This is a genomic window from uncultured Algibacter sp. (assembly GCF_947495675.1).
In the GTDB taxonomy this organism is placed as follows: domain Bacteria; phylum Bacteroidota; class Bacteroidia; order Flavobacteriales; family Flavobacteriaceae; genus Algibacter_B.
In genome coordinates this window covers 15,955-30,365 of sequence record NZ_CANLZX010000008.1, presented here as the reverse complement: position 1 = coordinate 30,365, position 14,411 = coordinate 15,955, and the positions used below count along the sequence as shown (strand labels likewise).

Here is a 14,411-nt window from a genome sequence, read left to right as displayed (position 1 = left end):
AATTTATTTTAAACAATAATTTAAATAGTTGAAATTTAGAAACATGTAACTTAAATATGAAAATAGGTATAGTTTGTTATCCAACTTTTGGAGGTAGTGGTGTAGTAGCTACAGAATTAGGTTTAGAATTATCAAAACGTGGTCATGAAATACATTTCATTACTTATAATCAACCAGTAAGACTTGAGTTAATAAGTAATAATGTACATTATCATGAAGTTACTGTACCAGAATATCCTTTATTTCATTATCAACCTTACGAGCTAGCATTATCAAGTAAATTAGTTGATATGGTAAAACTACATGGTATTGAAATATTACATGTGCATTACGCTATTCCGCATGCATATGCAGCTTATATGGCTAAAAAAATGTTGCAAGAAGAAAATATATATGTACCTATTGTAACAACTTTGCATGGAACAGATATTACGCTTGTTGGTAGTCATCCTTTTTATAAACCGGCAGTTACATTTAGTATTAATAAATCTGATGCAGTTACTACAGTATCCCAGAGTTTAAAAGACGATACTTTACGTTTATTTGACATTAAAAATGATATAACAGTTGTACCTAACTTTATAGATTTAGAGAAATATAATCATGGATTTACAGATTGCCAACGTGGTATGATGGCTAACGACGATGAAAAAATTATTACTCATATTAGTAATTTACGACCTGTAAAAAGGGTTCAAGATGTTATTAGTGTATTTTATAATATTCAAAAAGAAATACCTTCTAAATTAATGTTTATTGGAGAAGGTCCCGAAAAAGAAAAAGTAGAAATGCGTTGTCAGGAATTAGGTATATTAGATAAGGTTGTTTTCTTTGGTAGAAGTAATGAAATAGATAAAATATTATGTTTTAGTGATTTGTTTTTATTGCCATCTTTAACTGAGAGTTTTGGTTTAGCAGCTCTAGAAGCTATGGCATCAGGAGTCCCTGTTATATCTACCAATACAGGCGGGTTACCTGAAGTTAATATTCATGGTGTTTCTGGTTTTTTAAGTAATGTTGGTGATATTGATGATATGACTAAAAACGCTTTATTTATTTTAAAGGATGATGCAAACCTAAAAACCTTTAAAGACAATGCACGTAAAGAAGCTCTAAAATTCGATTTACATGCTATTGTACCACAATATGAAGCTATTTATGAAGATACTTTGGCTAAGTGTTTAGTACTATAATTTTTTTTGAGTTACTATTTATATGGATTGCACTAAGTGTTATTCTTCTTTTTTTTCAACTTTGATAAAAACAGAATATCATGGCAATACTAGGAAATATTATTAAAGGAGTTATTGATTTAAAAGAGACACTATCTTCAGAGATAAATCATATTGAGGCTCAAAAAGCGGTATTAAAAAATTTATTAGAAAAAGCAAAAGACACCCAATTTGGTATATATCACCATTTTTCAGACATATTAAATTCTGATAATCTAAGAACTACTTTTGCCAATACAGTTCCTTATTTCAACTATAATAAAATTAATAACTCTTGGTGGAGTAAATTACATGAAGGTGAAACCGATGTTACTTGGCCTGGAGCTCCGTCTTATTTTGCATTAAGTTCTGGTACAACCGGTAAAACAAGTAAGCGTATTCCGGTAACGGACGATATGATTTCTGCCATAAGAGAATCGGGAATAAAGCAAGTATTCGCTCTTCATAATTTTGATTTACCAGCTGAATTTTTCGAAAAAGAAATCATGATGCTAGGAAGCTCAACAGATTTAGAAGAAAACAATGATCACCTTGAAGGCGAAATTAGTGGAATAAGTGCTAGTAATATCCCGTTTTGGTTCAGAAGTTATTATAAACCAGGTGAAGAAATAGCTCAAATTGACGATTGGGATGCTCGTGTGCAACGTATTGCAGAACGTGCTCAAGATTGGGATATAGGAGCTTTAAGTGGTATTCCATCATGGATTGAATTAATGCTTCAAAAAGTTATAGATCACCATAATTTAGAGAACATACACGACATTTGGCCAAACTTACAAGTTTACACTTCAGGTGGTGTAGCATTTAGCCCGTATGAAAAAAGTTTTAATGCTTTAATGGGCAAACCCGTTACGGTTATAGACACATATTTAGCTTCCGAGGGTTATGTGGCCACACAAGTACGCCCCGAAACAGATGCTATGCAATTAAATACCGATAGTGGTATTTATTTTGAGTTTGTGCCGTTTAAACCAGAATATATAAATAAAGATGGGTCGCTATCTCAAGATGCTCCTGCCTTAACTTTGGAGCAAGTAGAACGCGATCAAGATTATGTGTTAATCATGAGCACCGTTAGTGGCGCTTGGCGTTATTTAATTGGCGATACTATTGAGTTTACTGATATTGAGCGCGCCGAAATTAAAATTACAGGACGTACCAAATTCTTTTTAAACACCGTAGGCTCTCAGCTTTCTGTTAATAAAATGGATGATGCTATGCAAAAATTAGAAGAAAAATTCTCTACTAAAATTCCAGAATATACTATTTGTGCAAAACGAGGTGAAGACGATGAGTTTTATCATTTTTGGTATATAGGTAGTGAAGCCAAAAACCTTGATGATTCTGAGGTTGCCGAAGCTTTAGATGGGTTTTTAAAAGCAGCTAATAAAAATTATAAAGTAGCTAGAAGTAAAGCTTTAAAAGGTGTTAAAGTAAAGCTGATAAACCCATCAGTTTTTCATGAGTGGAGTGGTGCCAACAAGAAAAAAGGTGGGCAAGTAAAAATGGAACGTGTTATGGGAGAAGATAAATTTAAGGAATGGCAGACTTTTGTTAAGCAAAATTAATTTGTTTGTAGTTTTTCATTTCTGGTATTAACCAATTCCATAATTTCTTCGGGCGACAGGTAAAAGCGCTTTATTCTGTTTTTATAATTTTCATTAATATCGGCATGGTTTAAAATGAAGTTTTTTGTTTTTAAAATATAGCTTTCCATACCATGGTTTACAGCAAAAGTATCTGCCGCACGCTCTGCTTCTACAATATGATTTTCAGAAAACAAATATCTAATACCAAAGTTTATTAAGTTTAATTTGCTTCGGTTTTGATAATCCATAATATGCCCCAATTCATGTCCTATCCAACCAATTAATATATCAGAAGGAATGTGTTTGGTTAGAAATCTTTTATCAGAAATTTTAAAGGTTTCGCTAATTAAAATCAAATAGCTTCTGTTTTTTTTACTTTTAAAAAAGCTACCAAAGCTAGGTCTAGCTTGCATGGTAGATTTTTTTATGTTTTTTTTAAACTTAAAACTAATTTTGGTATTTACTAATTCAGGGTAATAGGATAGCGACTTTTTAATTTCAGCATTAATAATATTTGGTATGTCGTGTTGTGCGCTCATAAATTGTGAAAAAAGTATTAATGTAATGATTGTTTTAAACATTTTTATATCGTGATTTAAGTAAAATAGCTAATTATTCTGGTTTATTAAACAAGATTAATTGATTGCGTTAATTATTGATTTAAATGCGTTATAATTAATTCCAAAGAGACCGTTTTTGATCTTTAAATTTAATTTATTATCGTATCTTTATTAACAATCCTAAATCTACTTTTACCCTCAATATTTATCTATTTATGTCCTTTGAACGTACCCAAGAAAAACTTAAAATATTAGCAGACGCCGCCAAATATGATGTGTCGTGTTCGTCTAGCGGAAGTAACAGAAAGAACACCAATAAAGGTTTGGGCGATGCAACAGGAATGGGTATTTGTCACTCTTATACCGAGGATGGGCGTTGTGTATCATTATTAAAAATCCTGCTTACGAATCATTGTATTTTCGATTGCGCATACTGTGTTACACGAAAAAGTAACGATATAAAACGAGCTGCTTTTAAAGTTCAAGAAGTTGTAGACTTAACCATGAATTTTTACCGTAGAAACTACATTGAAGGTTTGTTTTTAAGTTCAGGTATTTTTAAAAGCGCCGATTACACTATGGAGCGTTTAGTAGGTGTTGCCAAAAAACTTAGACTAGAAGAAAATTTTAATGGTTACATTCATTTAAAATCTATTCCCGGAGCTTCAGATGAGTTAATGAGAGAAGCTGGTTTATATGCAGATCGATTAAGTGTAAATATTGAAATCCCAACCAAATCGGGATTAAAACTTTTAGCACCCGATAAAAATCACGACGATTTTATTAAACCTATGGTAAAGGTTAAAAATGAAATTATACAGTATAAGGCCGAAAAGAAAATTATTAGAAGCACCCCAAAATACGCTCCAGCAGGACAAAGCACACAAATGATAATTGGTGCTAGTGGCGAGAATGATTTTCAAATTATGCAAACTTCAAATCATTTTTATAAAAACTATAATTTAAAACGTGTCTATTACTCAGGTTATGTTCCTATTAGTTACGATAGCCGATTACCACAAATAGGAACCGAAGTGCCTATGCTTCGAGAAAATAGACTATATCAAACAGATTGGTTAATGCGATTTTATGGTTTTGATGTTAATGAGATATTAAATGCAAACCATCAACATTTAGATTTAGATATAGACCCAAAGTTAAGTTGGGCCTTAAGAAATTTACATTGTTTTCCGGTAGATGTGAATAAAGCTGATAAACGTATGCTTGCTAGAATTCCTGGTTTAGGAATGAAATCGGTTTCTAAAATTATTTATGCAAGACGTTATAGAAAGCTTAATTGGGAACATCTCAAGAAGATAGGAGTGGCTTTAAACAGAGCTAGATATTTTATGATTTGCGATTCAAACGATTTTGAAAGAAGAGATTTAACAGCGTCGCAAATTAAGAACTTTATTTTACAAAATTCTACAAGTAAATACACCAAAACATTGAGTAACCAACTAAATTTATTTGGTTAACATGAGGGCTTCTAATTTAATTTACGATGGTACTTTCGACGGGTTTTTAACCTGCGTATTTAACGTTTATGAATATAAATTAGAGGATGTTGCTATTCAAAAAGAAACGGCGGTACAAAATCTACTTTTTTCAGATTCTGAAACAATTATTACCGATACTAATAAAGCCGATAGGGTTTGGATAGGCCTAAAGACTAAACTATCCAAAGCTTCTAGTTTTAAAGTGTACTACGCGTTTTTAAGTGAAAAAGAAGATATTGAAGTATTATTACTCGATTTTATAAAGTATGCTTTTAAAAGCGCTGTGCCTATAGACAAAGATTATGCGAATCCTACGGTGTTAAAAGTATCTCAAATATCAAAAATGGTAGGAAGAGAAAAACACAGAATGGAAGCATTTGTAAGGTTTAAATTGACAAAAGATCAAATTTATTTTGCAAATATAGAACCTGATTTTAACGTGTTACCACTAATTTCTAAACATTTTAAAAGTAGATATGCCGATCAAAAATGGATTATTTACGATTTAAAAAGGCACTATGGCTTGTATTATGATTTGCAAAAAGTTGAAATTATTAATTTAAATTTTTCAGATGATTTCGATCCAACGAAAACTTCTGCAGAATATTTTTCGGATGAAGAATTTGAGTTTCAAAAGCTATGGCAGCATTATTTCAAAAGTACAAATATAGAATCTAGAAAAAACATGAATCTTCATATTAGACATGTTCCCAAACGCTATTGGAAATATTTAAGCGAAAAGCAGCCTAATTAAAATTAAATCTGTTTTGTAAAGGCATCTGCCCAATCCTCAATACGTTTACCAAAACATTCTAATATGGCATCTACACCAATAACGCTGCCTTTACATAAGCGTCCTAAAATAAAAATGGGCAAATTTTGGTCTTTAATCGTGCTAATTACTTGGCCGTTTTCTAAGGTGTCTATACCCAATTTCGTGTGTATAGGTTGTATTAAATCATTCTTAAGTAAACTAGTCACTAATGGTGCATTTACTTTTAATAGCTGAGGCGCATCTAAAACACTATTAATCATAATATTGGTTGATACGGTGTCACCCTCTTTATTTGTTAATTTCCATCCCTTGTTAGTCGTTTCAATGTCAGGGTTGTCTACAAAATCAAATACTAAAATGTTAGCATCGGCTAAGGCAAGCATTTGCTGCATACTTTCAATTGGAGGTCCGTAGGAGTAACGCTTACTGCGGTCATCGAGTTTTATAATATCTTCAATAACCTCATTATCTAACCGGGAATGTGAAAGTGAGGCATATAAAGTAGGTTGGCAATGGCGCCAAACTTGACCCACACAATAATCTAAACTCACGGGGATTTTTCCTAAACCCATTTGTATATAGCGCTCTATAAGTTTGTAAGTAGACATATTTGTCTTTTGGATAAGCTTGTGCTTATAATTGTTATCCTGTAACCAATTTGAAATTATAAGTTTAAGCGCTTTATCATTTAAATTATGTGGTAGCGCTCTATTTTGTAGAGATAAGTAGATGTGCGAAGCTATTTTGGATATAGCATCTATTAGAAATTGAGTATCATTAGTAATTTCCTTTTTCGAGGCTAATTCAATTTCGTTTTTAAAAGCGCTTAGTGCTTCGTTATTTGGTTTATACCAATCGTCAATAGCTTGGTTTAATGGTTTTGGAGCCATTGGTTTTCCATCCAAAGAGAAAGGAACAAGGTTTAAGTTTTGTGGTTTTAGCTGAACGTATTCGGTTTTTAAAGTATGCGTATCAATTACCTTAAAATATCCAAATTCATTAATTGTTAAAGCGCGCATAACATCAATCATCGCCAATCCAAAACCTCTTATGTTTATGGTGTTTGTTTTCTGATTTTTTAGGTCTTCAAATTTGCAAACGGAATACGGATTTTCATAAAACTGAATGTTGTCTTTTTCAGTTTCAGCAAAGTGTTTCCATTGTTTCATCTCATCAGAAAGCTCGGTGGGTTGATGGCCTATAGTAATTAAAATGGCATCAAAAACGTAGGTTTGGTTTTCGTTGACGGATAGCTTTATTAAATTGTCCTGATAATCTAGAGCAGTAACTTCTTTATTTACTTTTTTGAAAAACTTCGATGTTTTTAAAACGGTTTCCAAAGCAAGGTAGCGCTCATGCAAATACTGTCCTATTTTTTTTCTAGACGGAAAAGTATCGGGATCTTTTTGGGTTTGATTAAACTCTGACCAGTCATGATAAGCGGGGAAACTGCTAATTTGTTTTGAATCGAAAATTAAGGAAGGTCTTGCTTTTAAACCATCTAAAGCGCGTTCATGAATGTTTACCCAATTACTTTCAGCTTGATTTATATCCCAAACAGGGCCAGCACCTTCGTGCTCCGTAGGTTCAAAAATCGTGATGTTTAGTTTTTTGTTTGCCTTATTTAAATTAATTAAGAGCATTTCTAAAGCATATAATCCTCTAGGACCAATTCCAATAATAGCAAAGTTTTTCATTCCTTTTTTTTAGTTAAGATAAATAAAAAGTGGCATTTATGATGTTATTTATTAATGTTAAATTTCTGCAGCTAATACAAGTTAATACAAACCCTTAAAGATTTAAAAGTATTGTAATACTGCTGCCAGTTAGAAAAGCCATCATACAGGAATAGAATTTTTTAAAAACGATAAGTAGATAAACAAAAAAAGCACCCAAAGATGGATGCTTTTTTCATATAAGATTAAATTAAATTAAAATTGATAACGAATACTAAGTGCGATATCAAAATCTAAATCATTATTATTATAAAGGTCATCACCAAAACCAATTTCTGGTCTAAAATCTAAAGATAATAATAAAGGTATATCAAAATTATATTCAATACCAATATCTCCAGCAGCAAAAATAAACGTATCGGTAATGTCTTTTCCTCCTGGATTGTCAAAACCAAAAGATCCAACACCACCACCAACACCGGCGTACCAGTTAAAATCACCTTCTAAACTCCAAACCCATTGATATAAACCTGCCAGCTTAAATCCATTGTAGTTTTTACCATCTCTCCAACCTAAGTCAATTTCTAAACGGTTATTGTCTCCTAAAGCACGTTGATAAGTTACTTCTGCTCCTAAGCCATCACTATCTCCTAATCGAAGACCAATAGCATTTTCTGAAATGTCTTGTGCATTAGATGAAAATGCAAAACCAATTACTGTAACTAATAATAAAAATAATTTTTTCATAAATTAAAGTTTTAAGATTGATATTATTTTTATGGTCTAGCTTATTATAAGACCATATTTAAAAATTTATTACATAACAAAAATAACGCCATTTTTGTGTTTATATTTACGCATATCATATATTTTTTAGCTCAATGCATTTAAATACCCTAAAATCAGTACTAAGTGGAGAACTTTACCATGATAATTTAATAAAATCCATATATGCTACTGATGCTTCAGTTTATAGAAAACTGCCATTAGCCGTAGCTTACCCTAAAAATGAAGACGATTTAAAGACCTTAATAAAATTTGCCAAGGCTAACAAAACATCATTAATTCCTAGAACTGCGGGAACATCGTTAGCAGGACAATGCGTAGGAGATGGCATTGTGGTCGATGTCTCAAAATACTTCACAAAAATTATTAAGCTTAATGAAGAAGCGCAAACGGTAACCGTGCAACCAGGCGTGGTTAGAGATGCTTTAAACAATTACTTAAAACCTTATGGTTTGTTTTTTGGTCCTAATACATCAACCTCTAATAGATGTATGATAGGAGGTATGGTTGGTAATAACTCCTCTGGCACAACCTCTATACAATATGGCGTTACACGAGATAAGGTTATAGAAATGCATACCATTTTAAGCGATGGTAGCGAAGTTGTTTTTAATGAATTATCTCAAGAAGCGTTTCATGATAAAACTAAGTTAGAAACCTTAGAAGGCGAAATTTATAAAACAATTTATAACGAATTAAAATCGGAAGAGGTTAGAGCTGGTATTTATAAACATTTTCCAAAACCAGAAATACACCGAAGAAATACCGGTTATGCCATTGATGAACTAATAAAATCTGCAGTGTTTACGGACGCTCCACAAAATTTTAATATGTGTAAACTGCTTTCTGGAAGTGAAGGCACATTGGCATTTACCACACAAATAACCTTAAAACTAGATAAATTACCACCAACTGAGGCTATTATTGTGGCGGCACACTTTGATAGCATTGAGAGTTGTTTGGATGCTGTACAACCTGTTATGCAACATGATTTGTACACCTGCGAAATGATGGATAAAACCATTTTAGATTGCACAAAACACAATAAAACACAGCAAGAAAACAGACAGTTTATAGTAGGAGATCCTAAAGCTATTTTAATGTGCGAGGTTCGTGCGGAAACTCCAGAAGCCGTTAAGCTATTAGCTAATAAGCTTGAAAAAACAATTATCGATACGGGTTTAAGTTATGCTAATCCAAAACTTATTGGGCAGGACATTAGTAAAGCAAATAATTTACGTAGTGCAGGTTTAGGTTTATTGGGTAATATTATTGGCGATAAAAAATCGGCGGCATGTATTGAAGATACTGCCGTAGCTTTACCAGATTTATCGAAATATATTGCGGAGTTTTCAAAGCTCATGAAAGGCTATAAGCAAGATGCTATTTATTATGCGCATGCAGGAGCTGGCGAGTTACATTTGCGTCCTATTTTAAATTTAAAGAAGGCTGACGATGTTGATTTGTTTAGAAAAATAACCACCGACGTCGCCTATTTAGTAAAATCGTTTAACGGTTCTATGAGTGGCGAGCATGGTGACGGTATTGTGCGTTCGGAGTTTATTCCATTAATGATAGGTGAAGCAAATTATAACATTTTAAAACGCGTAAAAACGGCTTTCGATGCCTATAATATATTTAATCCTGGTAAAATTATTGATGCTTTACCAATGGATGAATCTTTAAGATATAAACCAAATAGGGAAGAACCCGGATTAGATACCTTTCTAGATTTTTCTAGTTCTTTAGGTATTTTAAGGGAGGCAGAAAAATGTAATGGTTCTGGCGATTGCAGAAAATTACCAGAGTTTGGCGGTACCATGTGCCCAAGTTACAGAGCCACTAGAAACGAAAAAGATACTACCCGAGCAAGAGCCAATGCGTTACGCGAGTTTTTAACCAACTCGGAGAAATCTAATAAGTTTAATCATGAGGAATTAAAGGAGGTTTTCGATTTATGCCTTAGCTGTAAAGCCTGTTCTAGCGAATGCCCAAGTAGTGTTAATGTAGCAGCTTTAAAAGCGGAATTTCAATACCAATACCAAAAAGAAAATGGCGTGTCTTTGCGCACTAAATTGTTTGCTTTTAATAATAGACTAAACCAATTAGGAAGTAAAACTACGGGGCTTTCAAATTTTATGTTTTCTAATAATTTCACCTCGTTATTATTAAAGAGTGCTTTTGGCATTGCTAAAGAAAGAAGTTTGCCTTTACTATCAAAACCTAATTTAAGTACTTACTACGATAGCTTCAAAAAAACAAGTGAACCTAATAGTTATATAAAAACGGTGTATTTGTTTAATGATGAGTTTACTAATAGGCTTGACGCTACCATTGGACAGGATGCATTAGAGCTTTTAAAGGCCTTAAATTATAATGTTGAAATTATTGATAATGCCGAATCTGGTCGTTCCTTTTTATCAAAAGGCTTGCTAGAAGAAGCTAAAGAACATGCTAATAAAAACGTTGCTCTTTTTAAAGATAAAGTTTCAGAAGAAACGCCACTTATAGGTATTGAACCTTCAGCAATATACACCTTTAAAGACGAGTATTTAAAATTAGCAGACGATACTACTTCCGCGAAAGCGCTATCGCAATACACATTTTTAATAGAAGAATTTATTCAAAAAGAAATCGAATTAGGCAACATAAGGCCAGAGCAATTTACCTTAGCGGCTAAAACCATTAAGTTCCACGGGCATTGTCACCAAAAGGCTATGAGTAACCAGTTATCGAGTTTTGCGGTATTAAATTTACCAACAAATTATAAAGTGACCATTATACCAAGTGGCTGTTGTGGTATGGCAGGCAGTTTTGGTTACGAAAAAGAACATTATGAGGTAAGTATGCAAGTAGGTGAGCAAACCTTGTTTCCGGCAGTTAGAAAGGCTGAAGATTCTGTTTTAATTTCGGCAAACGGAACCAGTTGTAGGCATCAAATTAAGGATGGAACCAATCGTGAGGCTAAGCATCCAATAACGATTTTAAGAGAAGCGCTTGTTTAGTTGCAGTAATCAGTCTCAGTTGCAGTATTCAGTTTAACTCAAATTTTTTATTGCTTTTTAACTTTTTTCTTTTTTTCGGCCTGATCTACAATGGTTATGGCAGCAATTAAGTCTTTCATTTGCAAGTCATCATCTTCATCTAAAACAACAAAAGGTGCTAGTTTATCTTTATTAAAATTATAGATTTTCCAACGTTTAAATTGGTATTCTAGAGCTGTAAAATTTTCTACCCAATCGCCAGAGTTTAAATACATGGTTTTACCATGTTTATTCTCAAAATATTGCATTTTTGGTTGGTGTATATGCCCGCAAATAACATAATCGTATTCGTTTTCAATGGCCAGTTCAGAAATGACTTTTTCGTAATCATTTATATATTTTACCGCGCCTTTAACACCATTTTTAACCCGTTTAGATAGCGAATAACGTTCTTTACCGCGTTTGTCTAAATACCAATTTACACCTCGGTTTAAAAGCGTAAGCAAATCATAACCATAACCACCTAGTTTAGCCAACCATTTGGCATTTTGCACAGAAATATCGAACACATCGCCATGAAAAAACCAAGCTTTTTGTCCATCGAGTTCTAAAACCACCTTATCTACAATAGAGATGTTTCCAATAGTGGTGCCGCTAAATTTTCTTAGCATTTCGTCGTGGTTTCCAGTTATGTAAATAACCTCTACGCCATTGGAAGCCATAGTCATTAGTTTCTTAATAACTTTCATGTGCGATTTAGGAAAATAACGCTTACTAAATTGCCAAATGTCTATAATATCGCCATTAAGCACCAGTTTTTTAGGCTCAATACTGTTTAAATAGGTTAATAAATGCTTGGCATGACAGCCGTAGGTGCCTAAATGCACATCGGATATTACGGCAATTTCTACTTTTCTTTTAATTTTCAAGTCGGGTGTTTTTGGTACAATACAAATAACAACTTTTTGTATTATGTAATCATTACGCTATAATTAATTATATGTCAGTTGATTGTTAATTAATTGTTACGCATTTGCCTACAAAAAATGGTGAAGCTAAATACGATTTCATTTTCGTATTTATAAGAATAGATTTAACTTAGCCAAAAATTGAAATTATGGCTGGTAATTCCTTCGGAAAACTATTTAATTTAACAACTTATGGAGAATCTCACGGACCTGCTTTAGGTGGTGTTATTGATGGATGTCCATCCGGAATTGAGTTAGATTTAGATGAAATTCAAAACGAATTAAATCGAAGAAAACCAGGGCAATCTGCTATCGTTACGCAACGTAAAGAACCAGATACTGTAAAATTTCATTCGGGGATTTTTGAGGGCGTAACCACAGGAACTTCTATTGGTTTTGTTATAGAAAACACCAATCAAAAATCTCACGATTACTCGCATATTAAGGATAGTTACAGACCAAGTCATGCCGATTATACTTACGATAAAAAGTACGGCGTACGCGACTATCGTGGTGGCGGACGTAGTTCTGCGCGCGAAACTGCATGTCGTGTTGTAGCCGGAGCCATTGCAAAGCAAATGCTAAAAGGTATCGAAATTAAAGCTTACGTTTCTGGCGTTGGTACCATGAAATTAGATACACCATATAACGACATAGATCTTACACAAATAGAATCTAATATTGTACGTTGCCCAGACCAAGATATGGCGGCAAAAATGGAAACCTATATTAAAGAAGTTCGAGCCAAAGGCGATACCGTTGGTGGTATTGTAAGCTGTATAATTAAAAATGTACCAGTAGGATTAGGCGAACCAGTGTTCGATAAATTACACGCCCAATTAGGTAAAGCCATGTTGTCTATAAACGCCGTAAAAGGTTTTGAGTATGGTAGTGGTTTTCATGGCAGCACCATGTATGGTAGCGACCATAACGATGCTTTCAATAACGATGGCTCAACAAAAACCAACTATTCAGGAGGTGTTCAAGGCGGTATAAGCAACGGCATGGATATCTATTTTAATGTCGCTTTTAAACCTGTTGCAACGCTAATTCAGAAGTACGAAACCATCGATAAAGCTGGTAACACTGTCGAGATGCAAGGTAAAGGGCGTCACGATCCTTGTGTAGTGCCAAGAGCGGTGCCTATTGTAGAAGCTATGGCAGCACTAGTTTTAGCCGATTTCCATTTAATAAACAAACTGTATAGTTAATTGTTTTAGAAGCTATTTCCCGCTTTACACTATATCTTTATTGTGCTTAACTAGATTCAGTATCTCATCAAGTATAGTGTGAAAATCTAATTTTTAAGTTAATTTCAGATTTATTTTAAAGCACAAAAAAGGATGCCGTTTCAATCGGGGCTAAACCTTCTGTTAGAGTAGGTGCTTAACTCGGTCTTTAAATGTGTTTTTGGAATTTATTCTTTGGGTTTCTTATCCATATGTTTCCAACGTTTATGTGTCCAGAAATAATACTCAGGTGCATTATAAATTTGTTTTTCAACCTCGCGCAAAAACATATCTGTTAATTCATAATCTTTGTGTAACGAGGCATCTTCGGCTAAGGTTATAAATTCGGCTTCATAAAACCCACGCTTAACTTTAGTAACTTTTAAATATGCAGTAGTTAAATCTAATCTTTTTGCTAATCTTTCGGCACCCGTAAAACAAGGTACTTCTTTACCCATAAAATGCCCCCAATACACATCTTTAGTTTTTCTAGGAGACTGGTCGCTTAAAAAAGCAATAATACTCTTTACACCGTTGGCTTCGTTTTGGTTTATAATACTAATAGTTTCTTTTGTACTAATTAAAGTTGTTTTAAATTTAGAACGTATATCTCTTACTAATTTATCAAAATATTTATTTGCTAATTTTTTATAAACACCAAACCCTTTAAAATTAACATGGTTTTGAATTTCTAAAGACCATTCCCAGCTAGCATAGTGCCCATACATTAATAAAACACTTTTGTTTAAAGACTCTAAACGTAATATTTCTTCAGGGTTTGTAAGTTTAAATCTTTTTCCTAGTGATTCCTTAGAAATAGACATTGTTTTAATCATCTCTAAAAACATATCACATAAATGCTTATAGAATTTTTTTCTAATTTGGTTAATTTCATTATTGGTTTTTTCTGGAAAAACAAGTTTTAAATTAGCAGTAACTACTTTTTTTCTGTAGCCAATAATATGAAATAGCAAAAGGTATAAACCATCAGAAAAAAGATAAAGCAATTTAAAGGGTAACATGGAAATTATCCATAAAAGAGGATAAACCAGAATATATATTAGAAATTGCATGAATTAGTTTTAGATTTGTAACGGCAAAAGTACATGATTT

The 14,411-nt window shown here is 33.0% G+C and carries 11 protein-coding genes; 6 read left to right on the top strand and 5 right to left on the bottom strand.

What is annotated here, in order from left to right; genetic code table 11:
- Window positions 1-56 precede the first annotated feature (56 nt).
- Window positions 57-1,193 carry an N-acetyl-alpha-D-glucosaminyl L-malate synthase BshA gene (bshA, locus tag Q0842_RS07150; protein ID WP_298496089.1) on the top strand — a complete coding sequence of 379 codons (1,137 nt, stop codon included), beginning with the start codon at window positions 57-59 and terminating at the stop codon, window positions 1,191-1,193.
- 80 nt (window positions 1,194-1,273) lie between these two features.
- Window positions 1,274-2,800: a GH3 auxin-responsive promoter family protein gene (locus tag Q0842_RS07145; RefSeq protein WP_298496086.1), complete on the top strand. Its 1,527-nt coding sequence runs from the start codon at window positions 1,274-1,276 to the stop codon at window positions 2,798-2,800.
- On the opposite strand, the gene Q0842_RS07140 is transcribed toward Q0842_RS07145, so the two are convergent.
- Window positions 2,797-3,360 (bottom strand): hypothetical protein, encoded by a 564-nt coding sequence (locus Q0842_RS07140; protein WP_298496322.1) that lies wholly within the window; start codon window positions 3,358-3,360, stop codon window positions 2,797-2,799. The two genes, Q0842_RS07145 and Q0842_RS07140, sit on opposite strands and share 4 nt — an antisense overlap.
- Window positions 3,361-3,596: 236 nt before the next feature.
- Between Q0842_RS07140 and Q0842_RS07135 the strand changes: the two genes are divergently transcribed.
- Window positions 3,597-4,859: a putative DNA modification/repair radical SAM protein gene (locus Q0842_RS07135; RefSeq protein WP_298496083.1), complete on the top strand. Its 1,263-nt coding sequence runs from the start codon at window positions 3,597-3,599 to the stop codon at window positions 4,857-4,859.
- A gap of 1 nt (window position 4,860) precedes the next feature.
- Window positions 4,861-5,634 (top strand): TIGR03915 family putative DNA repair protein, encoded by a 774-nt coding sequence (locus Q0842_RS07130; protein ID WP_298496081.1) that lies wholly within the window; start codon window positions 4,861-4,863, stop codon window positions 5,632-5,634.
- 2 nt (window positions 5,635-5,636) lie between these two features.
- Here Q0842_RS07130 and Q0842_RS07125 read toward each other — a convergent pair whose 3' ends face one another.
- Complete coding sequence (locus Q0842_RS07125; RefSeq protein ID WP_298496079.1) at window positions 5,637-7,352, bottom strand: FAD/NAD(P)-binding protein; 1,716 nt, start codon at window positions 7,350-7,352, stop codon at window positions 5,637-5,639.
- A gap of 234 nt (window positions 7,353-7,586) precedes the next feature.
- Window positions 7,587-8,078, bottom strand: a complete 492-nt coding sequence (locus Q0842_RS07120; protein WP_298496077.1) for a hypothetical protein — start codon at window positions 8,076-8,078, stop codon at window positions 7,587-7,589.
- Between the two features lie 134 nt (window positions 8,079-8,212).
- Here Q0842_RS07120 and Q0842_RS07115 point away from each other — a divergent pair, with 134 nt between their 5' ends.
- A complete protein-coding gene (locus Q0842_RS07115; protein WP_298496075.1) occupies window positions 8,213-11,122 on the top strand; it encodes an FAD-binding and (Fe-S)-binding domain-containing protein in 2,910 nt (969 codons plus the stop codon).
- A gap of 47 nt (window positions 11,123-11,169) precedes the next feature.
- Here Q0842_RS07115 and Q0842_RS07110 read toward each other — a convergent pair whose 3' ends face one another.
- On the bottom strand, window positions 11,170-12,030 hold the full coding sequence (locus Q0842_RS07110) for a UDP-2,3-diacylglucosamine diphosphatase (RefSeq protein ID WP_298496073.1): 861 nt from the start codon (window positions 12,028-12,030) through the stop codon (window positions 11,170-11,172).
- 188 nt (window positions 12,031-12,218) lie between these two features.
- Here Q0842_RS07110 and aroC point away from each other — a divergent pair, with 188 nt between their 5' ends.
- On the top strand, window positions 12,219-13,280 hold the full coding sequence (gene aroC, locus Q0842_RS07105; protein ID WP_298496071.1) for a chorismate synthase: 1,062 nt from the start codon (window positions 12,219-12,221) through the stop codon (window positions 13,278-13,280).
- Between the two features lie 206 nt (window positions 13,281-13,486).
- On the opposite strand, the gene Q0842_RS07100 is transcribed toward aroC, so the two are convergent.
- The gene (locus Q0842_RS07100; RefSeq protein WP_298496069.1) at window positions 13,487-14,371 is read right to left on the bottom strand and encodes a lysophospholipid acyltransferase family protein; all 885 of its coding nucleotides are present in this window, start codon (window positions 14,369-14,371) and stop codon (window positions 13,487-13,489) included.
- Window positions 14,372-14,411: the final 40 nt, after the last annotated feature.

What these genes read in the sequence shown, in the direction of transcription:
- aroC (WP_298496071.1), top strand. Translation starts at nt 12,219, where the DNA reads ATGGCTGGTAATTCCTTCGGAAAACTATTTAATTTAACAACTTATGGA.
- Q0842_RS07140 (WP_298496322.1), bottom strand. Translation starts at nt 3,360, where the DNA reads ATGAGCGCACAACACGACATACCAAATATTATTAATGCTGAAATTAAA.
- Q0842_RS07135 (WP_298496083.1), top strand. Translation starts at nt 3,597, where the DNA reads ATGTCCTTTGAACGTACCCAAGAAAAACTTAAAATATTAGCAGACGCC.
- Q0842_RS07120 (WP_298496077.1), bottom strand. Translation starts at nt 8,078, where the DNA reads ATGAAAAAATTATTTTTATTATTAGTTACAGTAATTGGTTTTGCATTT.
- Q0842_RS07130 (WP_298496081.1), top strand. Translation starts at nt 4,861, where the DNA reads ATGAGGGCTTCTAATTTAATTTACGATGGTACTTTCGACGGGTTTTTA.
- Q0842_RS07125 (WP_298496079.1), bottom strand. Translation starts at nt 7,352, where the DNA reads ATGAAAAACTTTGCTATTATTGGAATTGGTCCTAGAGGATTATATGCT.
- Q0842_RS07145 (WP_298496086.1), top strand. Translation starts at nt 1,274, where the DNA reads ATGGCAATACTAGGAAATATTATTAAAGGAGTTATTGATTTAAAAGAG.
- Q0842_RS07100 (WP_298496069.1), bottom strand. Translation starts at nt 14,371, where the DNA reads ATGCAATTTCTAATATATATTCTGGTTTATCCTCTTTTATGGATAATT.
- bshA (WP_298496089.1), top strand. Translation starts at nt 57, where the DNA reads ATGAAAATAGGTATAGTTTGTTATCCAACTTTTGGAGGTAGTGGTGTA.
- Q0842_RS07115 (WP_298496075.1), top strand. Translation starts at nt 8,213, where the DNA reads ATGCATTTAAATACCCTAAAATCAGTACTAAGTGGAGAACTTTACCAT.